This window comes from Lentzea aerocolonigenes, assembly GCF_000955955.1.
In the GTDB taxonomy this organism is placed as follows: domain Bacteria; phylum Actinomycetota; class Actinomycetes; order Mycobacteriales; family Pseudonocardiaceae; genus Lentzea; species Lentzea aerocolonigenes_A.
This window is the reverse complement of the sequence record NZ_JYJG01000086.1, coordinates 41491-62002: the sequence shown is the minus strand read 5'-3', so window position 1 is coordinate 62002 and position 20512 is coordinate 41491. Positions and strand designations below refer to the sequence as shown.

At 68.3% G+C, this 20512-nt stretch carries 19 protein-coding genes; 13 read left to right on the top strand and 6 right to left on the bottom strand.

All coding sequences use genetic code 11. The features are described from left to right. The first annotated feature begins 8 nt into the window (after nucleotides 1-8). A complete protein-coding gene (locus UK23_RS14675; protein WP_045312048.1) occupies nucleotides 9-2060 on the top strand; it encodes a P-loop NTPase fold protein in 2052 nt (683 codons plus the stop codon). Here the strand turns inward: UK23_RS14675 and UK23_RS14670 are convergent. Then, nucleotides 2011-3429 carry a M20/M25/M40 family metallo-hydrolase gene (locus UK23_RS14670; protein WP_045312047.1) on the bottom strand — a complete coding sequence of 473 codons (1419 nt, stop codon included), beginning with the start codon at nucleotides 3427-3429 and terminating at the stop codon, nucleotides 2011-2013. The two genes, UK23_RS14675 and UK23_RS14670, sit on opposite strands and share 50 nt — an antisense overlap. A 355-nt stretch (nucleotides 3430-3784) precedes the next feature. Between UK23_RS14670 and pdhA the strand changes: the two genes are divergently transcribed. The 6 genes from pdhA (at nucleotide 3785) to UK23_RS14640 (ending at nucleotide 10508) form a co-directional block, all read left to right on the top strand. Beyond that, nucleotides 3785-4981 (top strand): pyruvate dehydrogenase (acetyl-transferring) E1 component subunit alpha, encoded by a 1197-nt coding sequence (gene pdhA / locus UK23_RS14665; protein WP_082114654.1) that lies wholly within the window; start codon nucleotides 3785-3787, stop codon nucleotides 4979-4981. Beyond that, nucleotides 4981-6006 (top strand): alpha-ketoacid dehydrogenase subunit beta, encoded by a 1026-nt coding sequence (locus UK23_RS14660; protein WP_045312045.1) that lies wholly within the window; start codon nucleotides 4981-4983, stop codon nucleotides 6004-6006. The genes pdhA and UK23_RS14660 overlap by 1 nt, the downstream gene beginning before the upstream one ends. Nucleotides 6007-6020: 14 nt before the next feature. Next, nucleotides 6021-7409: a dihydrolipoamide acetyltransferase family protein gene (locus UK23_RS14655; RefSeq protein WP_045312044.1), complete on the top strand. Its 1389-nt coding sequence runs from the start codon at nucleotides 6021-6023 to the stop codon at nucleotides 7407-7409. Nucleotides 7410-7644: 235 nt separating this feature from the next. Next, entirely contained in the window at nucleotides 7645-9150 is a 1506-nt protein-coding gene (locus UK23_RS14650) for a carboxylesterase/lipase family protein (protein WP_052684665.1), read from the top strand. A gap of 44 nt (nucleotides 9151-9194) precedes the next feature. Next, nucleotides 9195-10115: a MerR family transcriptional regulator gene (locus tag UK23_RS14645; RefSeq protein ID WP_156213105.1), complete on the top strand. Its 921-nt coding sequence runs from the start codon at nucleotides 9195-9197 to the stop codon at nucleotides 10113-10115. Nucleotides 10116-10181: 66 nt separating this feature from the next. Further along, the gene (locus UK23_RS14640; RefSeq protein ID WP_045312042.1) at nucleotides 10182-10508 is read left to right on the top strand and encodes a hypothetical protein; all 327 of its coding nucleotides are present in this window, start codon (nucleotides 10182-10184) and stop codon (nucleotides 10506-10508) included. A gap of 88 nt (nucleotides 10509-10596) precedes the next feature. On the opposite strand, the gene UK23_RS14635 is transcribed toward UK23_RS14640, so the two are convergent. Then, nucleotides 10597-11298 (bottom strand): thermonuclease family protein, encoded by a 702-nt coding sequence (locus UK23_RS14635; RefSeq protein WP_156213104.1) that lies wholly within the window; start codon nucleotides 11296-11298, stop codon nucleotides 10597-10599. 135 nt (nucleotides 11299-11433) lie between these two features. Between UK23_RS14635 and UK23_RS14630 the strand changes: the two genes are divergently transcribed. The 3 genes from UK23_RS14630 to UK23_RS14620 all read left to right on the top strand — a co-directional run bounded on the left by UK23_RS14630 (nucleotide 11434) and on the right by UK23_RS14620 (nucleotide 13588). Continuing rightward, nucleotides 11434-11829, top strand: coding sequence for a hypothetical protein (locus UK23_RS14630; protein ID WP_045312040.1), 396 nt, complete (start codon nucleotides 11434-11436; stop codon nucleotides 11827-11829). A 143-nt stretch (nucleotides 11830-11972) separates the two neighbouring features. Then, nucleotides 11973-12365 (top strand): hypothetical protein, encoded by a 393-nt coding sequence (locus UK23_RS52645; RefSeq protein WP_045312039.1) that lies wholly within the window; start codon nucleotides 11973-11975, stop codon nucleotides 12363-12365. Next, nucleotides 12362-13588 carry a VWA domain-containing protein gene (locus UK23_RS14620; RefSeq protein WP_052684664.1) on the top strand — a complete coding sequence of 409 codons (1227 nt, stop codon included), beginning with the start codon at nucleotides 12362-12364 and terminating at the stop codon, nucleotides 13586-13588. Before UK23_RS52645 ends, UK23_RS14620 begins: the two co-directional genes overlap by 4 nt. Nucleotides 13589-13598: 10 nt before the next feature. Here the strand turns inward: UK23_RS14620 and UK23_RS14615 are convergent, their stop codons facing one another. Both UK23_RS14615 and UK23_RS14610 read right to left on the bottom strand, forming a co-directional pair. After that, complete coding sequence (locus tag UK23_RS14615) at nucleotides 13599-14813, bottom strand: acyl-CoA dehydrogenase family protein (RefSeq protein WP_045312038.1); 1215 nt, start codon at nucleotides 14811-14813, stop codon at nucleotides 13599-13601. A 15-nt stretch (nucleotides 14814-14828) separates the two neighbouring features. Beyond that, nucleotides 14829-15458 (bottom strand): SCP2 sterol-binding domain-containing protein, encoded by a 630-nt coding sequence (locus tag UK23_RS14610; protein WP_045312037.1) that lies wholly within the window; start codon nucleotides 15456-15458, stop codon nucleotides 14829-14831. A 101-nt stretch (nucleotides 15459-15559) separates the two neighbouring features. On the opposite strand from UK23_RS14610, the gene UK23_RS14605 reads away from it, so the two are divergent. Then, entirely contained in the window at nucleotides 15560-16195 is a 636-nt protein-coding gene (locus UK23_RS14605) for a TetR/AcrR family transcriptional regulator (RefSeq protein ID WP_082114657.1), read from the top strand. Here the strand turns inward: UK23_RS14605 and UK23_RS14600 are convergent. Next, the gene (locus UK23_RS14600; protein WP_045312061.1) at nucleotides 16184-16957 is read right to left on the bottom strand and encodes a MaoC family dehydratase; all 774 of its coding nucleotides are present in this window, start codon (nucleotides 16955-16957) and stop codon (nucleotides 16184-16186) included. The genes UK23_RS14605 and UK23_RS14600 overlap by 12 nt on opposite strands. Then, nucleotides 16957-18198 (bottom strand): 3-oxoacyl-ACP reductase, encoded by a 1242-nt coding sequence (locus UK23_RS14595; protein WP_045312035.1) that lies wholly within the window; start codon nucleotides 18196-18198, stop codon nucleotides 16957-16959. The genes UK23_RS14600 and UK23_RS14595 overlap by 1 nt, the downstream gene beginning before the upstream one ends. Nucleotides 18199-18245: 47 nt before the next feature. Between UK23_RS14595 and UK23_RS14590 the strand changes: the two genes are divergently transcribed. Further along, a complete protein-coding gene (locus UK23_RS14590) occupies nucleotides 18246-19451 on the top strand; it encodes an acetyl-CoA C-acetyltransferase (RefSeq protein ID WP_045312034.1) in 1206 nt (401 codons plus the stop codon). 59 nt (nucleotides 19452-19510) lie between these two features. Then, on the top strand, nucleotides 19511-20488 hold the full coding sequence (locus UK23_RS14585) for a serine hydrolase domain-containing protein (protein ID WP_052684668.1): 978 nt from the start codon (nucleotides 19511-19513) through the stop codon (nucleotides 20486-20488). Nucleotides 20489-20512 lie beyond the last annotated feature (24 nt).

The following is a 20512-nucleotide window of genomic DNA, read 5'->3' as shown; positions in this document are numbered from 1 at the left end:
ATGCACGGGTGACCGAGGACGAGGTCTTCGAGCAGGCCGTTGACGCCGCGCTGGACTCGATGCGAGATCGCGAACCGTTCGATCGTGAGCGGTTGCGGACGGCGGCGGAAGTCGCCAGGCCGTGGGTGATGGCGCAGGCGCAGGAACAGCAGCGCAAACACGCACAGCAGATGGCGTCGGTCGAGTTCCATAGGGTGCGCTGGACGGCAGAACACCCGGTGTTCTGGCGGTGGATGTTCGTTGTGGTGCTTCCCACCGCGCCGATGGTGATAGCCGGTCTCGTGCTGCGGGTGGAGATCTCCGTCTTCCTCACGTGGTCGCTGACCGCGCTCGGCCTCTCGCTGGCAACGCTCTGGTTGTCCGGAAAAGGATCATGGGGCAGGTGGGTTGCCAGGGGCTGGTCGATAATCGGTTCTGGCACGTCGATGCTCACGTTGGGAACCTCCTTCGCCCTTCTCGCCGGCTGGGCCGAGTGGGGCTTTCTGCTGCTTTTTGCGCTGGGCTGTCTGGGAGCGATGGCACTGGGCGACGCAGTGGCGACCGTTCTGCCCACCGGCGAGGTCATCCGCGCGATCGAGGCTGCGGACGTGGCGTTGCGGGAGTGGCGAGCAGCAGTTCTGGAACTGGGGGTCCTGCCCGTGCTCCGCGCGGAGGTGCGCAGCCGGGAGACGCTGCCGGGCGTCGAACTCAGGTACCGCGACGCCGCCGGACTGCAGAAGGGCGGTTCGCTGATCGGCCACCAGCCGGTGCCGGCCGGTCGGAGGCTGGCCGACCTGGTCCGGCGCCTCGACGGAGGCAACTTCGCCCTCGCCGGTCCGCGTGGTGCGGGCAAGACCAGTCTGCTGGAGGCGTTCCGGCAGGGCGCCTACCTCGAACCGAGGCAACCGCTCGATCTGGTGGTGATGGTCGCCGCGCCGGTGGACTACGTGCCGAGGGAGTTCGTGCTCCACCTGTACGCGTGCGCTTGCCGAGCTGTGCTGTCGTACGTGGAGTTGGTCCATCCATACGCGCGGAAGAGGGCGGGCCGGCGCGACCTGTGGTGGCGCGAGGCCCCCGACGAGGCCGTCACGGCGGTCCGAGCGGCGCTGCGGGGGCTGGAGTCGATCGCCTACGTGCGGACGCACACCGGGGAGGCGAGCGGGAAGTTCGGCTTCCGCGGGGCGGAGGTTGGTTACAAGAAGAGCTTCAGCCTGGCCGGGCGTCCTGCCACGTTCCCCGAGTTGGTGGACGACTTCCGGACGTTCGTGGCAGCCATGGCGGCGGCGCTTGACCCCGAACGTCTCGTGATCATCATCGACGAGATGGACCGCATCGGCGCCGGTGAGCAGGCCCGCCGGTTCCTGAACGAGATCAAGGCGGTCTTCGACGTCCCGGGCTGCTACTACCTGATTTCGGTGTCCACGGAAGCCCAGCACGACTTCGAGCTGGCGGGCGTGGGGCTGCGCAGCGTGTTCGACAGTTCGTTCGACGAGGTCGTGCGGGTCGACTACCTCGACCACGAGCTGGCGAGGGCGCTGATCAGCCGGTCCGTCGAGGAGTTCCCCGAGTCGTTCGTGGCGCTGGCGTACGCCTTCTCCGGAGGGGTGGCTCGTCAGCTGATCAGGTCGGCGCGGGCGATCGTCCGCCAGGAGCAGGGCACCCCGCTGGCCACCGTCGCGGCGACACTGATCGAGGACGAGTTCGACCGTGTCTGCAAGACGACAGCGGACGCGCTCACCGCCGCGCAGACCCAGGAGGACGTGACGGGCCTGCTCCGGGTGCTCGTCGGCCGCGGGGTCGAGGACTTGCGCGGCTATCGCAAGTCGATCCAGGCCGCCTACGACGGAGAAGACGCCGCCATCAAAAACCTCCGCGACCTCGCCGCCGCCCGAGTCGAGTTCCTCGCGGTGGTCCGGGACTACTTCACGAACGACCTGACCGAGGTCGTCCCCGCGCAGGTAGACGCACTCGCGAGAGCACGCAGGTACGCGGGGAGCAACCCGGTGACAGGCTTGGCGCTCCTGCAGGAGTTCAGCGCTGCGATGCCTGAGCGTCCAGCACCAGAGCAATCGCCTCAGTGACCCGAGCCGCGTGCGCCAGGTGCAGCCACTCGTCCGGCACGTGGCAGTTGGAGTCCGGCCCGACCGCACCGGTCACCACGAACTGAGCGTCCGGGTAGGCCTCGTGCAGCAGCCCCATGAACGGGATCGAGCCGCCGAGCGACACGGTCCGCCACGGCGCGCCGAAGACCTCCTTGCCGGCGTCGTCCAGCGCGGCCGACAACCAGGGAGCCAGCGTCGGAGCGTTCCAGCCGTCGGCAGACTCGACGCGCGAAAGCTCGACAGTCGCGTTGTAGGGCACGTCGGTGGTCAGCCGCTCCCTCACGGCCTCCAAAGCCGCGGCAGAAGACGCCGTCGGCGGCAGGCGGAACGACAGCACCAGCGACGTGAACGGCCGCAGCACGTTGCCCGCGTCGTCGGGAAGCGGGAGACCGTCCGCACCCGTCACGGACAGCGTCGGCCGCCAGCCCATGCCCAGCGCCTGCTCGACCTCGTCGGACGACATCGGCTGCAGGTCACCGACGCGCGGCACCGGACCCCACAACGCACCCGGCGCGGCCTCGACGGCCTCGCGGACCTCGGTCAACCGGTGCGGAGGGATCTCGACGTGCATCTCCGGCACGAGAATTTCGCCGGTCAGCGAGTCCTCGAGACGGTCCAGCAGCACGCGCGCGATGCGGAACGACGACGGCACCATGCCGGACGACATGCCCGAGTGCAGACCGCCCTCCAGCACCCGCACGGTCATCGTGACCTGCACCAGCCCGCGCAGCGACGTCGTCAGCCACATGCGGTCGTAGTCCGAGCCGCCGGAGTCCAGGCACACGACGAGCGACACCTGGCCCAAGCGCTCGGACAGGTGCGAGAGGTAAGCGGGCAGATCGGGCGAACCCGACTCCTCGCCGGTCTCCAGCAGGACGACGCAACGCGAGTGCGAACCACCAGCTGCGCGCACCGCCTCCAGCGCGGCAATTGCGGCATAACCGGAGTAACCGTCATCCGCGGCGCCACGGCCGTAGAGACGTCCGTCACGCAGAACCGGGGTCCACGGACCGAGCCCCTCGCCCCAGCCACCCACCGGCGGCTGCTTGTCGAGGTGTCCGTAGAGCAACACGGTGTCGTCGCCCGAGTTGCCGAACGCGGGCACGTCGACCACCAGGAGAGGCGTTCGTCCCGCCAGTTGGACGACGTCCAGCGTCACGCCGGGCAAGGAGCGAGACTCGATCCACGCGCGCACGTGCGCGATCGCGGCGGCGAGTTCGCCGTGCTCTTCCCAGGCCGGGTCGAACGCGGGTGAGATCGCCGGCACGGCGACGAGCTGAGACAGGCTCGGGACGATCTCACGGTCCCAAAGCGTCCGGACGGTGCTGGTCACAACTGAACGGTCCACCTCTCGATCCTGTCACGACTCCGCCTCTGCTCGCGTCGACAACCTTGTCCGTGGAGGCGTCGGCAGAAGTTAACGATCGGTAACCGGGACAACGACGTCCGGTAATCGGACGGCCTAGTCGGAGGGCAAAAGGTCGACCATCCAACTGTTGTCCCTGATCAGAACGTTGACCCGTGTGTTACGAAGTGGGACGGGTCTCACCAACTCGGGTGAGGCCGTGTCAGGATGTGGTCGTAAGCCACCGTCACCGTCGACGGCTGCCTCCGGCCCCACAGGGTTGGCGGCGACCGCCGACGTCGCCGCACGAGATCGTCACGAGCGATCAGGCGGTCGGAGAAGACAGAGGAGAAGGCGCATGTCGTCCCCTGAGCAATGGACGCACCCTGAGCCGGACGCAGCGCCGGCCGCCACTGCCGCAAAACCGACAGCGGAACAGGTGATCGCAGGCTTGCGAGCAACAGACGAGGGTGGCGCCGACCTGGTGCAGCTCCTCACCCCCGAGGGTGAGCGAGTCACGCACCCGGACTTCGACATCGACATCACGGCGGAGGAGCTGCGTGGCCTGTACCGCGACATGGTCCTGATCCGCCGGGTCGACCGCGAGGCCAACGCGTTGCAGCGCAAGGGCCAGCTCGGCATCTGGGTGCCGCTGCTCGGCCAGGAGGCCGCGCAGATCGGTGCCGGCCGCGCGATGCGTGAGACCGACATGGCGTTCCCGAGCTACCGCGAGCACGGCATCGCGTGGACCCGCGGGATCAACCCGACGGAGCTGCTCGGCATCTTCCGCGGCACCGACCAGGGCACGTGGGATCCGGTCGAGAAGCGCTTCCACCCGTACACGATCGTCATCGGCAACCAGGTCCTCAACGCGGCCGGGTACGCGATGGGCCAGAAGTTCGACGGCAAGGTCGGCGACGACGAGGGAGAAGCCACCATGTGCTTCTTCGGCGACGGCGCGACCAGCCAGGGTGACGTGCACGAGGGCTTCGTGTGGGCCGCGGTCTACGACGCGCCGCTGGTCTTCTTCTGCCAGAACAACCAGTGGGCGATCTCCGAGCCCACCGAGCGCCAGTCGCGCCTGCCGCTGTACCAGCGCGCCCGCGGCTACGGCTTCCCCGGCATCCGGGTCGACGGCAACGACGTCCTCGCGACGCTGGCCGTGACGAAGTGGGCGCTGGACGAGTGCCGTCACGGCAACGGCCCGATCCTGATCGAGGCGTTCACGTACCGGATGGACGCGCACACCACCTCCGACGACCCGACGCGCTACCGGCTGTCGGACGAGCTGGAGATGTGGAAGCTCAAGGACCCGATCGAGCGGGTCAAGGTCTACCTGGTCCGCCAGCAGTGGGCCGACCACGAGTTCTTCGAGAGCGTCGAGGCGGACGCCGACAAGCTGGGCGAGGAGCTGCGGGAGTTCTGCACGAACATGCCAGACCCGCCCGCGGAACGGATCTTCAGCAACGTGTACGCCGAGGGGAACCCCAACCTCGAGGCACAGCGCGATGAGTTCCTCGGCTACGTCTCGGGTTTTGCTGGAGGTGAGCACTGATGGCTGCTCCGACGATGGATCGTTCGACCGCAGCTGCCCCGGCGACCCCGGTGCAGACGCTCACGATCTCGAAGGCGCTCAACATGGGCCTGCGGGCGGCCATGGAGGCCAACCCCAAGGTCATCATGATGGGCGAGGACATCGGCAAGCTCGGTGGCGTCTTCCGCATCACCGACGGCCTGCAGAAGGACTTCGGTGAGCAGCGCGTGCTCGACACGCCGCTCGCGGAGTCCGGCATCATCGGCACCGCCGTCGGCCTCGCGATCCGCGGCTACCGCCCGGTGTGCGAGATCCAGTTCGACGGCTTCATCTTCCCCGGCTTCGACCAGATCGTGTCGCAGGTCGCGAAGCTGCACTACCGCACGCAGGGCAAGATCAAGATGCCCATCGTGATCCGCGTTCCGTTCGGCGGTGGCATCGGCGCCGTCGAGCACCACTCGGAGTCGCCGGAGTCGTACTTCGCGCACACCGCCGGCCTCAAGGTCGTCTCGTGCTCGAACCCGGCCGACGCCTACTGGATGATCCAGCAGGCCATCGACTGCGACGACCCGGTGCTGTTCTTCGAGCCCAAGCGCCGCTACTACGAGAAGGGCGAGGTCGACACCACGGCCCAGCCCGGCAAGCTGTTCGAGTCGCGTGTGCTGCGAACCGGCACGGACGCCACGTTGGTGGCGTACGGCCCGATGGTGCGCACTTCTCTCGACGCTGCCAACGCGGCCGCGGAGGACGGGACCTCGCTGGAGGTCATCGACCTGCGCACGCTGTCGCCGCTGGACCTCGCGCCCGTGTTCGAGTCGGTGCGCCGCACCGGCCGGCTGGTCGTGGTGTCCGAGGCTCCGTCCGAGTCGTCGATCGCCAGCGAGATTGCAGCCAAGGTCCAGCAGGAGTGCTTCTACTCCTTGCAGGCACCGGTGCTGCGGGTGACCGGTTTCGACACCCCGTACCCGCCGTCGAAGCTCGAGGAGGAGTTCCTCCCCGACCTCGACCGGGTGCTGCACGCCGTCGACCGCTCTCTCGCCTGGTAAGGGGAACAACGGAAATGCCGCAGTACAAGCAATTCCCCCTGCCTGACACGGCTGAGGGGCTGACCGAGGCCGAGATCCTCACCTGGCACGTCAAGCCCGGTGACACCGTCACGGTCAACCAGATCATCGTCGAGATCGAGACGGCCAAGGCGGCCGTCGAGCTGCCGTGCCCCTGGGCCGGCGTCGTGACCGAGCTGCTCGCGGAGCCCGGCCAGACCGTCGAGGTCGGCGTCCCGATCATCACGATCGACACCGACCCCGGTGGCGCGGCCGCACCTGTTGCTCCGGCTCCGGTTGCGGCGGAAGCGAACGGCACCTCGTCCGGCAAGATCGGCGAGGAGATGCCGGGCGGGCGCATCGCCACTCTGGTCGGCTACGGCCCGAAGTCCGGTGCGGCCAAGCGCCGTGCCCGCAAGGACGCGCCGGCCGTTGCCAAGGCCGCCGTTGCCGCGATCACGCCTGCCGCAGTGGTGGCTCCGCCGGCTCCTGCGCCTGTCGCGGCTCCGGCTCCGGCTCCGGTCCAGGCTCCCGGTGGCTACGTGCCGCTGGCCAAGCCGCCGGTTCGCAAGCTGGCCAAGGACCTCGGTGTCGACCTGTACGCGCTGACGGGCTCCGGCCCCGACGGCGTGATCACCCGCGAGGACGTCGAAAGCGCCGGCTCCGCACCGGCTGCCGCCCCTGTGCAGTCCTTTGTGGACAACGGCTCGCGTGAACGCCGGGTGCCGATCAAGGGCGTCCGCAAGGCGACCGCGCAGGCGATGGTGGACAGCGCGTTCACCGCACCGCACGTCACCGAGTTCCTGACGGTCGACGTCACGCCGATGATGGAACTGCGCGCGAAGCTCAAGAACGCTCGCGAGTTCCACGGCGTGAAGCTGACCCCGCTCGCGTTCTGCGCCAAGGCCGTGATCCTCGCGGCCCGTCGCACGCCCGACGTCAACGCGACGTGGGACGCCGCGGCGAACGAGATCGTCTACAAGGACTACGTCCACCTGGGCATCGCGGCCGCCACGCCGCGCGGCCTGGTGGTGCCGAAGGTCCGCGACGCCGACCGCATGTCCCTGAAGGAACTCGCGGTCGCGCTGGACGAGCTCGCCACGGTCGCCAGGGACGGCAAGACCTCCCCGGCCGACATGATGAACGGCACGATCACGATCACCAACGTCGGCGTCTTCGGCGTCGACACCGGCACGCCGATCCTCAACCCCGGTGAGTCCGCGATCCTCGCGCTCGGCGCGATCCGCGACATGCCGTGGGTGGTCGACGGCGAGATCAAGATCCGCAAGATCTGCCAGCTCGCCCTGTCGTTCGACCACCGCGTGGTCGACGGCCAGCAGGGTTCGCAGTTCCTGGCCGACGTCGGCGCGCTGCTGGCCGAGCCGGGCATCGCGATGACCTACTGAGGTTCGCTCGACATGGCGGTGGGGAGTCCTTCGGGCTCCCCACCGCTTTTCGTGGTGTTGTTCCTGAACCGCACGGCCTCGAAGCCGGCCGTGAACGAGCGCAGTCGATGGTGCTGTCGGCGAGCTTGCTTCGCGATGCGTTCCAAGCCGGTCTCGCAGAGCGCGGAAGATCTCAAGCCCGGTATGTGAGGGCCGGCGGATGTCTTTTCGCGGCCCTCTCGTTCGACGCCTTTACATGAACAAGCGACTGTCTCTGTTGATCGCCGCAGCTCTGCTCGCGAGTCCGGTGGGTGTGGCGCAGGCGTCCGAAGCAGGCCTGGTACGGACCGATGCCGGTCCGGTGCGCGGCACCGTCCTCGCGGATCACCAGCTCTACCAGGGCATTCCGTACGCGGCGCCGCCCGTGGGCGAGTTGCGGTGGCGTTCGCCGCAACCGGTCACGCCGTGGACGACGCCCCGCGACGCCACCAAACCCGGCGCGGCCTGCGCCCAGTCGAACGGCGCCAACCAGGAGAGCGAAACCGAGGACTGCCTGTACCTCAACGTCACGACGCCGTCGCGGCACGGGCGCAGGCCGGTCATGGTCTACCTCCACGGCGGCGGCAACAGCTATCTGTCCGGAGCGGGGTTCGGCACGAACCGCTTGGCCGTGCAGGGCGACGTGGTGGTCGTGACCATCAACTTCCGGCTGGGTTTCTTCGGCTTCTTCGGGCACCCGGACCTGCCGGACTCGGGCGCGTACGGCATCGAGGACCAGCAGGCGGCGCTGAAGTGGGTGCAGCGCAACGCTCAAGCGTTCGGCGGAGATCCGCGCAACGTCACGGTTTTCGGGGAGTCCGGCGGCGCGTTCGACGTGTGTGCGCACGTGACGTCGCCACGGTCGCGTGGGCTGTTCCAGAAGGCCATCGCGCAGAGCGGAGGCTGTTCCATCACATGGGGCGCCAACGGCGTGATCCACGACAAGCCGGCCGGTGCCCCGTGGATCACCAAGGATGCGGCTGCTGCCGACGCGGTGGCCATCTCGGCTCGGCTCGGTTGCGACGACGTCGCGTGCCTGCGTTCGTTGCCTCCCAAGGCTTTCACGGCCATCGACCGCGGCGCGACCCCGGTGGTGACCGGTAACAGCGTGCTGCCGGTGAACCCGGTCGACGCGCTGAAGTCCGGCCGGTTCAACCGCGTCCCGGTGATCTGGGGCAACACCCGTGACGAGGGCAGGCTGACCTCCGCGACCGTGCCGGAACCGTTCGACTACAACGGTTTGCTGGTGCAGGGGTTCGGTGAGGAGAAGGCCGCCAAGATCGCTGCCGAGTACCCGGTGAGCGCGTACGGGAACGCGAGGCTGGCGTACGGCGCTGTGCTGACTGACGGCGTGTGGGCGTGCAACCAGCATGCGGATGACCGCCTGCTCTCCCGGTACACGCCGACGTACGGCTACGAGTTCGCCGACCGCACCGCGCCGATGGGGTGGTTCAGCGGCCTCTTCTCCGAGAGCTTCCCGGCCGGCGCCCCGCACTCGTTCGAGCTCGCCTACTTCTTCGACATCCCGATGTTCGACCTCAACCCGGCGCAGCAGCAGCTGGCGTCGACGATGATCCGCGACTGGACGACGTTCGCGCGCACCGGCAAGGCGGGCTGGGCGCGGTACGCAAGCGGCAACGTGCAGGAGTACTCGCTCGACCGTGTCGGCCAGATCAACGGCCTGACCAGGCACAACTGCTCGTTCTGGAACTCGATCGGTTAATCGGGTTTGACTCTCCAGTCACTGGAGGGTTCAGAGTTGTCCCCGTGACGCGCTACCAGATCGGCGAGCTGGCCAGGATGACCGGCCTCACCGTCCGAACGATCCGGTTCTACTCCGACCAGGGCCTCATCCCGCCCACATCCAGAACGGTCGGCGGCTACCGGACGTACGACGGTGAGGCGGTCGCCAAGCTCAAGCTCGTCCGCACACTGCGGGATCTGGGTGTCGACCTGCCGACCGCCGGGCGGATTCTCGCCCGCGAGGTGACGGTGACCGACGTGGCGCGGGCCCATGCAGACGCGATCGACGCGCAGATGAGGACGTTGCGGATCCGCCGTGCCGTCCTGCGCGCGGTCGCCAAGGGAGGGGAGATGGAACTGATGAACGAGTTGGCGCGGATGTCGGACGAGGAGCGCCAGCGCATCCTCGACGACTTCTTCGAGGAGGTGTTCGGGCCGTACGAGCTGGATCCGCAGTTCGAGCAGCACATGCGCTCGGTGCGGATCGAACTGCCGGACGACCCGTCGACCGAGCAGTTGGAGGCGTGGGTCGAGCTCGCGAAGCTGGTGCAGGACCCGGACTTCCGCGCGTCGGTGAAGCGGATGTCCCAGCAGCACGAGGAACGGCGTCGTGATGGCGTCGACATGAGCCCGCCGGCGGACAACCAGATGGCGGCGTTCAACTTCGCGATCGACCAGGCCCGCGCGGCGCTGGAAGCCGGCATCGCGCCGGAGTCCGACGCTGCTCGCGAGGTCGTCGATCGCGTGAACGCCAACTGGGCGGAGGCGCTGGGTGTGCCGAACGACGAACGCGTCATCGAGCGGCTGCGCACGTTCTCCGACTTCGCGGACCCGCGTGCCGAGCGGTACTGGGTGCTGATCGCGAAGATCAACGGATGGCCCGCCATGCCGGACCACTCCCGTGAGCGCGCCTGGCTGCGCGCCGCCGGCCAGCCGTTCGGCTAAACCTTCCTACCTGCGGGAACCAGCTGGGCGCCCAGCTCGTTCTCGTGGAGACGAAGGGGGATCGTTGTGTCTGTTCTGTTCGAGGTCATCGGGGGGATCGCCGCGGGGATTCTGGGCCCCACGGGCGACGACCACACGCTGGGTGACGGCGACGTCTTCATCAACGGCCGCTGGCAGGAGGGTGAGCTCTACTTCGGCCCGTCCCGCATCACCTGGGACAAGCGGATCGTCTTCAGCCCCGCCGAGGGCAGGGTCGAGATGATCACCGACCACGACAGCCCGCACAAGAGCTTCCGGGTGCTGCACTTCCGCCGCGCCGAGGACACCGTGCTGCTCGCCGTGCACCACCGCGAGCTCAAGCGCGTGGGGACGATCCTGCCGCTGCCGCTCTAGGGGCTTCCGGGAGCAGGACGTTTACCGTCCCATAACCGCAAACCGCGATGTTCGTGGCGGCCCGCCGGTGCAGGGGTACGGCGGGCCCCTACTTCAGTCCCTTCACGACGTTTCGCAGCTCGGCTTCCTTGCGGTACAACGTCGGCACCGCCTTGGTGACCTTCGCCAGCAACATCGTCTGGTCCACCGGCGCCACCGCGTCCCACGTCAGCCCGCCAGGTTTGCCCAGCTGGTCCACGAGCGTGATCGCGGTCTTGGCCGTGTCCGCCGCGACCGTCAGCTCGGTCTTGCTGGCCTTGAGCGGTTGCGCCTCAACAGCAGCAGCCGCCTCGGTGATCGCCTTGACCTGCCCGGGCAACGTGCACGGCACCTCAGGCGAATGCAGCCCTTTGTGGCCCTCGGCAGCAGCGTTGTCCGCCGCCTTCACCTGCTCCAGGAACCGCGTCCCGTTCACCGTCGGCACCGCCAGCCCGTCCGCGATGAGCCGCGCGTTGACCAGACCGTCCCGTGTGGACAGTCCGACCAGCTGCCCTTCGCGGGCGATGGCGACCTGCGTCCCCTCCGGCAGCAACTCGCTCAGCCGTTTCCGGGACTCGTCGTACAAACACTCGTCAGCAGCAGGCGCATCGACGTTCACGAGCCGCACAGCCGTGACCCGATCACCCTCGCGCACCTCGACCGTCTCGCCGTCGACGACGCGCACAACACTCGCCACAGCCGGCTCCTGGCGGTCCACGACCGTCACGACGTAGGCACTGCCCGCGGCACCGGCCAGAACCGCGGCAGCCATGAGGTACACATTCGGGAGCATCTCGATTCCCCCTAACGCCGATCCACTCGTCTGATCGGAGCAGTGGGACCGGGCGTTACTCCACGCGTTCGCGGATTTACCGTCGGCTAACCAACGCGACCTACGTTCAGCTTCGTGCTGATCAAACTGGGAATCGTCACGACCGGCGTCGCCCTGCTCCTCGGGGGCACCGCACAGGCAGCAGAACCGACCCCGCCGACCTGCCCGAGCGCCGTGCAGATCGGCTCGACCGCCATCGTGAAGCGCGGCACCTCGACGATGGCCACCATCACGCAGTTCCAGGGTTGCGGCGGCAAGTACGGCCACGTCCGTCTCACGAGCAGTGGTGCGTTCCGTGCGGACATCTCGCTGCGGGCCGACGGCATCACCACCCCGCCCACCAGGGGCGAGGTCAACCAGAAGGACGTCTGGACGTTCAGCCGGGTCCTGAACGACAAGTGCAGCCGCGCCGTCGCCACCGTGTGGGTGGACGAGGACGCGCTGACCGGGGCAAGCGGCGCGTCCTGCTGACGTGAAACGGGTCGGGGCGCTCTGCCCCGGCCCGGTTTTTTGGGCCAAAAGAATGACAGAACCGAATTCACTGATACGGACCAGCCGACTCCAGCGATAGCCACGACGCCTGAATCACTCCGGCGCACTGGATCAGGAGTCGGATGGATCCGTTCACAGCGATGTCCTTGGGCGCGGCCGGCGGAGCGCTCGTGGAAGCCATCGCCGTGTTCGCGCGCATCAACGCATGGCAGGACGAACGCCAGCAGAAGCGCGACAACGGAGACGCCGAACTCCCGCCCTTGAGCAAGTTCGTCGACCTGCCGGTGCTGGCCACCGTCGCACTGAGCAGGATCTTGCTCGGAGCTCTCGCCGGACTCGTGTTCCACGAGCAGCTGGTCGGTGCCGCGGCGACGATCGCCGTCGGTGCGTCCGGGCCGATGTTGCTCAAGCAGCTGGGCAGCTTCAAATCCGTGCGGGAAGCGGTGCAGCACGGTGCCGACTCCCGGAAGGCCGTGCCGGCGCCGGTCCTGGTCGACGAAGCGGAGACCAGGTGAAGACCGCTTTCCGGGCCCGCTACTGGGACGAGCTCACCGGTCGGCCCGACGAGCAGCCGATACAGGGCGCGACGTTCGGGCGCCGGTACCTCGCCGCTCTGCTCGGCGTGCCGATGCCGACCAATGCCACCCCTGCGACCAGCACTCCGGTCAGGCGAAAGGCGTTCTTCGGGCCGTTGGCCGCAGCCGCTTTGAGCGCCGTGGTGCTCTTGCTGGGGACGTGGGCCCTGAGCCCGGCCCCGGCGACGCTGCCGAACTACGTGGTGGAGCCCGTTCAGGTCGGTGCCACCAACGTCGTGATCCTCGTGGACGAGTCCGGGAGCATGTCCCAGGAGGACATGAAGCGCGAACGTCAGGCCGCATCTGTCATCGCCCACAGCGTGCTGTCGGACAAGTCGTACGTGTCGGTCATCGGATTCGGCAGTGCCGATGACCCCGGTACATCCCCGGTCGACATCGTGTGCCCCATGACGGCACTGGCTCATGCCGGCACGCGTGAGGCGATTTCCACCTGCATCGCCCGGCTGCAAAGGCGTGGTGCCGGGGCGGACGGCACCGACCACGCGTCGGCGCTGAGAGCGGCGCTCGACCAGATCGGCCGCGTGGACGTCGGCAGCGGCGCGCGGCTGATCTTCCTGCTCACCGACGGCAAACTCGACGTCACAGCGAGCCCGAGCTGGGGACCGACTGCCGCGCAACGCACGTTCGCCGCCCAGGCCGCCCTCGACGAGATGACCCGGACGGCGCGTGCGCAAGGTGTCCAGATCTGGCCGATCGGCTTCGGCAACGCGGACGCGAACGCGCTCGACGAACTCGCCACCGGCGGCTACCAGGGCTCGTGCGGCAAGGATGGCCAGCAGCCCAAGGCGACGGTGGTGGCGAGCGCGGCTGACGTCATAGAGGCGGCGGCGAAAGCCTCGTCCGCCAGTCAATGCGCGTCTCAGCAGAAGCCACCGGGACGCGAACTGGAACTTTCGGTCGAGATGCCCCGTGCGGCCAACACCATGTCGATCATCGTCACCAAGGCCGACGCCTCCGCGACCGTGACGTTCGTCGATCCGTCCGGCCACGTCATCCCGCCGCCGCAGACGGACGGCGAGCTGGGGCCGATCGAATCGATCCTGGTGACCGCCCCCATGCCGGGCATCTGGCGCGTCAAAATTTCGTCTGCCACGGCTCAGGTCGAACCACTGGCCACGCTCACGGCCACGTGGACGACCTGAGCCGCTCAGCTCACTTGATCTGCATCCCGGAAATCATGCGGGACACCACAAGCCGCTGAATCTCGGACGTACCCTCAAAAATGGTGAAGATCTTGGCGTCCCGGTGCATCCGCTCCACCGGGTGCTCCCGCGTGTACCCGGCCCCACCCAGGATGTGGATCGCCCGCTCGGTCGCCCACACCGACACCTCGGACGCCTTGAGCTTCGACATCGAACCCTCACCCGCGGTGAACGGCACGTTGTTGCGCCCCATCCAGGCAGCCCGCCACACCAGCAGCCGCGACGCGTCGATCTCCATCCGCATGTTCGCCAGGTCGAACGCGATGGACTGGTTCTCGATGATCTTGCGCCCGAACGCCTCGCGGTCCTTCGCGTACTCCAGCGCGTAGTCGTAGGCAGCTCGTGCGACACCCACGGCCATCGCGCCCACGGTCGGACGCGTGGTCTCGAACGTCGCCATCGCGGCCTGGCCACCGGCCTTCAAGCCTTCGCGCGCCCGAGCCAGCCGAGCCTCCAGCCGTTCGCGGCCACCCAGCACGCAACGTCCGGGCACCCGCACGTCGTCCAGGAACACGTCGGCGGTGTGCGAGGCGCGCATGCCGTGCTTCTTGATCTTCCCCGGCGACGACAACCCTGGCGTTCCAGGCGGCACGATGAACCCGGCCTGCCCGCGGGAACCCAGGGAAGCATCGACCACCGCGGTCACGACGTGCACGTTCGCGATTCCACCGTTGGTCGCCCAGGCCTTCTGGCCGTTCAAAACCCACTCGTCGGTGGCCTCGTCGTAGCGCGCACGGGTCCGGTACCCGCCGACGTCCGAACCGGCCTGGGGCTCGGAGGCGCAGAACGCGGCCAGCTTCGGGTCCGACTCGTCGCCGAAGCACTCCGGCACCCACTCGGCCAGTTGCTCGGGCTCGCCGCCGGCGAAGATGCCCGCGACGGCCAGACCGGTGCCCATCAACGACAACGCGATGCCCGCGTCACCCCAGAAGAGCTCTTCGGTCGCGATCGGCAAGGACAACCCGATCGGGTCCGCGAACCAGGTCGCGAGGGCCTCGAAGCCGTAGAGGCCGATCTTCGCCGCCTCCTGGATCACCGGCCACGGCGTCTCCTCGCGCTCGTCCCACTCCGAGGCCGCCGGCCTGATCACGTCGCGAGCGAAACCGTGCACCCAGTCGCGCAGGTCGGTCTGGTCTTCGTTCAGTTCGAGCGAGAAGCCACCCACTGCAAAACCTCTCCGTCAGGCCTTCGGGATGTTGAACAGGCTCATGAAGCCGGCCGCGAACCCCAGGTCGCCCTTCACCTTCAGCTTGCCCGTCATGAACAGCACGGGGGCGGAGGCGTTGCCGGTCGCGAGCTTCAGGAAATCGGCGGGCGTCAAGGTCACGATGGCGCGAGCCTCACGCGTGACGCCCTTGTTGATCGTGCATTCAGCGTTTTCGATGATGGCCTCGTAGACGTCTTCCAGCACGTGGAAGTGCACGACGGCCCGCGTGGCGCCGGCCCGGTCCGCGCGGAAGTGGACCTCCATGCGCCGGAACACCTCGTCCAGCACCCGCGTGCGCAACGCGGGATCGGCCACGACGGCCTCGATCTGGTCCTTCGAGGCGCGCGAGATGATCCGGGCGAAGTTGGACGGGTCCATCTTCGAGAGGTCGAGGTCCGCGCCGCCGTCGGCCAGCGCGCCCAACGCGTTCAGCAACGCCGCGAAGTCGGTCTTGCCGAGCTTCTTGGGGTCGATTCCACGGGCGATGACGTCGATGTTCACGTCCCTCAAAGCCGGATCGTCCGGCGAGATCTGCTGCAACGTGCTGATCAGCTCGGCCGGGCTGAGCTTCGCGATCGCCTCGGTGGTGAGGTCGAGCGTCATTGACACACCTCCTGGTACCTACTCGCGAGTAAGACTACTGTCGAGTAGGTACGGCGGCAACCCGATCGGATAATCTTGCTCCTCTGAACCGAGGGGGTGTGATGCGCACAGAAGGTCGAGCCAAGCGCTTGCCACGCGCAGTGCGTGAGCGGCAGATCATGGACGCCGCCGTCGACGTGTTCTCGCGGCTCGGCTTCCACGCCGCCTCGATGGACGAGATCTCCGACGTCGCGGGCATCTCCAAGCCCATGCTCTACGCGTACCTCGGGTCGAAGGAAGAGCTGTTCGCGACCTGCATCCGGCGTGAGGCCACGCGGATGATGGAGGCCATCGCGACTGGCGTCGAGCCCGACCAGGAACCCGACGTCCAGCTGTGGAGCGGGCTGCGGGCGTTCTTCGGGTTCGTCGGCGAGAACCGGGCCAGCTGGATGGTGCTGCACCGCCAGGCGTCGACCCAGGGCGGGCCGTTCGCGGTCGAGCTCACGGACATGCGCACCCGTGCGGTGTCGCTGGTCGCGGCGCTGCTCACCCAGTCAACGAAGGCGCCGGCGACCAAGCTCGAAGCCGAGTCGCTGGCCGCCGCGCTGGTCGGGGCCGGTGAGTCACTGGCCGAGTGGTGGCTCGATCACCCGGAGGAACCCGCCGGGGTCGTCGCCGCACGCCTCATGAACCTCGTCTGGATGGGCTTCGGCGACCTCGTCGACGGCAACGTCTGGCACCCGCCGTCACGGCGTTAGATCTTGGGCTGAACCCAGCAAGTGGGGTCCTTTGCCCCACACGCCGAACTCCCAGCCGCCGGAAACCTCGGAGGCCGAAAATTCGACACGCCCCGGGATCAGCAGCGGCTTCTTGAACCGGACGTCCACCGTCACGGCCTCTGGCAGCCGGCCCTCCAGCGCGGCCAGGCAGCGCGCCTTCGTCCACATCCCGTGCGCGATGGCCCGCTTGAACCCGAACAGCCGGGCGCTCACCGGGTGGAGGTGGATGGGGTTGCGGTCGCCGGACACGGCCCCGTACCGGCGCCCGATGTCCGCGGGCACCCGCCACACCGCCGACCCGACCGGCCGTTCCAGCTCCTCAGTCCCGGAAGACCCGCCTCCTGTCCGGCGCAGGTAGGTCGAAACGCCTTCCCACACACCGGAAACCGACGTCACCACGTCGACCTGCGTGCCCTGCGGATGCGGACGGAGATCGCGTGCGGTCACCGTGATCTCCAGCGGCTCGTCCAACGTCAACGGCCGCGACTGCGTGATCCGGTTCGCGATGTGCACCAGGCCGGGCAACGGGAACGGGAACCCCGAGCCCGTCATCAGCTTCATCTGCAACGGAAAGCCCAGCACGTGCGGATAGGTCAGCGGCAACGCGTCGCGCAACCCGAACCCGCACACCGCGTTGTAGGCCGCGAGATGCTTCAGCGAGACGTCGAACGTCCCCGAAACCGGCTGGGCCGCAAGGGTTTCCCCACGCCGGAACGACGTCAGGGCGGCACGCAGCAACATCACGCCCCCAACAGCATCTGGCCGCACACCCGCACGACGTTCCCGTTCACGCCGCCAGAGCCCGGCGACGCGAACCACGCCACGGTCTCGGCGACGTCGACCGGCAGCCCGCCCTGCGAAAGGCTGTTCATCCGCCGCCCGACCTCGCGCGTCGCGAACGGCACGGCCGCGGTCATCTTCGTCTCGATGAAACCGGGCGCGACGGCGTTGATCGTGGCCCCGCGAGCAGCCAGCACCGGCGCCAGCGTCTGCACCATCCCGATCACGCCCGCCTTCGAGGTGGCGTAGTTGGTCTGGCCGACGTTGCCCGCGATTCCGGCGATCGACGACACCCCGACGATCCGCCCGCCCTCCCGGAGCACGTTCTCCGAGAGCAGTGCCGCGTTGATCCGCTCCTGGCAGGCCAGGTTGACCTCCAGCACGGAGTCCCACAGCGAGGAATCCATGCGCGCCAACGTCTTGTCACGTGTGATGCCCGCGTTGTGCACAACGACGTCCACGCCGCCGTGCCGCTCCAGCAGATACGACGTCAGCCGCGCGGGATCACCGGTGATGTCGAGCTGCAACGCCGACCCGCCGACGGAGTTCGCGACCTTCGAAAGTTCATCGCCGGCCGCCGGAACGTCCAGGCACACGACGTGCGCGCCCTCGCGTCCGAGCACCGTCGCGATCGCCGCACCGATGCCGCGCGAAGCACCCGTGACCAGTGCGACCTTGCCTTCCAGCGTCCCAACTGGAGATACCGAGGAAACGTGGATGACCTGGCCGGACACGTACGCCGACCGGCCGGACAGCAGGAACCGCAGCGTGGACTCGACCCCGTCCTCCGCGCCGTCCGCCACGTGGACCAGGTTCGCCGTGCCGCCCCGTCGCAGCTCCTTGCCGACAGACCGCACAAAGCCTTCGAGAGCCCGCTGTGCCACGGAGTCCGGTGACCGCCCGATGACGATCACCCGCCCGCACGGCCCGAGCTGCGTGATCGTCGGGTGGAAGAAGTCGTGCAGCTGCCGCAGGTCGGACACGGCAACGATGTCAGAAGCGTCGAACACCAACGCGCCATAAGGCGCAGGCCCTGTTTCGAGCTGCTTCAGGAAGGGCAGCCGAGAAGCGCCACCGACCAGCACAGGTGTGGCCAGAGCGGCGTCGCGGCGCAGTGGATACGGGTTCGGCAGGCCGAGCCTGCGCACGAGCTGGCGTCCCAGCCCCGAAGAGGCGAACTTCTGGTACCTGTCCACGAGCATCAACCTACTCGCTAGTAAGTCTACCCGCTAGTAGGTAGTATGCCGGCATGCGAGTAGCGATCATCGGCGGCAACCGCATCCCGTTCGCCCGCTCGAACGGCCCGTACGCCACCGCGTCGAACCAGGACATGTTCACCGCGGTGCTCGACGGCCTGGTCAGCCGCTTCGGCCTGCAGGGAGAGCGCCTCGGCGAGGTGGTCGCGGGCGCCGTGCTCAAGCACTCGCGCGACTTCAACCTCGTCCGCGAGTCGGTCCTGGGCAGCAAGCTCAGCCCCGAAACTCCGGCGTACGACCTCCAGCAGGCGTGCGGCACCGGTCTGCAGGCGATCATCGCGGTCGCCAACAAGATCGCGCTCGGCCAGATCGAGGCGGGCATCGCGGGCGGCGTCGACACCACCAGCGACGCCCCGATCGGCGTCAACGAGAACTTCCGCAAGCTGCTGCTGGAGTTCAACCGCACCCGCAAGGTCAGCCTGCTGACCAAGCTGCGCCCCGGCCACGTCGTCCCGCACCTGCCGCGCAACGGCGAACCGCGCACCGGCATGTCGATGGGGGAGCACGCGGCCATCACCGCGGCCAAGTACGGCATCGCCCGCGAGGACCAGGACGAGCTCACCGCGCGCAGCCACCAGAACCTCGCGCGCGCCTACGACGAGGGCTTCTTCGACGACCTCGTCACGCCGTACCTGGGCCTGACCCGCGACCAGAACCTGCGCCCGGACAGCTCCGCCGAGAAGCTCGCCAAGCTCAAGCCGGTCTTCGGCGACACGATGACCGCGGGCAACTCGACGCCGCTCTCCGACGGCGCCTCCGCGGTGCTGCTCGCGACCGAGGAGTGGGCAAAGGCCAGGAAACTCCCCGTGCTGGCCTACCTGACGTTCGCCGAGACAGCCGCCGTCGACTACGTGCACGGGGACGAGGGCCTGCTCATGGCGCCGGTCCACGCCGCGCCGCGCATGCTCGACAAGGCCGGGCTGAAGCTGCAGGAGTTCGACTTCTACGAGGTGCACGAGGCGTTCGCGTCCCAGGTGCTCGCCACGCTGAAGGCCTGGGAGACGGACCTCGGCGAGATCGACCGCGCCAAGCTGAACGTCAACGGATCCTCGCTGGCCGCAGGGCATCCGTTCGCCGCCACCGGCGCCCGGATCGTGGCGACGCTCGCCAAGCTGCTGCACCAGAAGGGCAGCGGGCGCGGGTTCGTGTCGATCTGCGCGGCCGGCGGTCAGGGCATCACGGCGATCCTGGAGCGATGAGTTTCGGCGACTGCTGAAGTCCAACCATCCGAACCCGAACAGGAGTAAGGATGGCGGACATGACTTTGCAGGCAGTTCTGGAAGCTCACCGCGAGACGGTGCCGGACGCGGTCGCGCTCATCGCCCGAGGTGACGACGTCGAGGTCGCGTCGATCGGCGAGGACACCAGGGAGTCGATCTTCCCGGTCGCCTCGGTGACCAAGCCGGTCGTCGCGGCCGCCGCGATGCTGCTCGTCGAGGACGGCACGATCGCTCTGTCCGACCCGATCGCGAAGTGGTTGCCGGAACTGGCGAACCCCGTCGTCGTCCGCACGCCGCAAAGCCCGATCGACGACGTCGTGCCCGCTGCCGGGCCGATCACCGTCGAGCACCTGCTCGCGTCCCGGTCGGGCTGGGGCTTCACGGCGGACTTCTCGTTGCCCGCCACCGCGAAGCTCTTCGAAGAGGCGCATCTGCACGGCCGTCCAGACCTGCCGGAGCCCCAGGAGTGGTTGAAGCACCTCGCCGACGTGCCGCTGCTGCACCAGCCCGGCGACGGCTGGCTCTACAACACCTCGTACGACGTGCTCGGCGTCCTGCTGCACCGAGTCACCGGCTCGCTGCCCGCCTTCCTCGCCGAACGCCTCTGCGCCCCGGCCGGCATGACGAACACCAGCTTCCTCAGCGAGGTCCTGCCGTCCGGCGCGGGCGGTCTGCAGTCCACTGTGGACGACCTGCTGGCGTTCAACAGGTACCTGGTGTCGAGCGGGCTGCTCCCGAAGCTCGCGGTCGACGTCACGACCGCTCAGGAGCGCGAGGAGGCGAAGCTCTTCCTGGAGGGCCAGGGCTGGGGCTTCGGCGGCAGCGTGGACATCGCCGAGATCGACCCGTGGAACGTCCGCGGCCGTTATGGCTGGGTCGGCGGCTCCGGCACCGCGTCCCACGTCGTCCCGTCGCAGAACCTGATCACGATCCTGCTCACCCGCACGGCCATGACGAGTCCCACCGCTCCGGACCACATGCGTGATTTCTGGCGGAGCGCCGTGCACACTCTCTGAACCGCAATGGTGCGGTACCTGGGG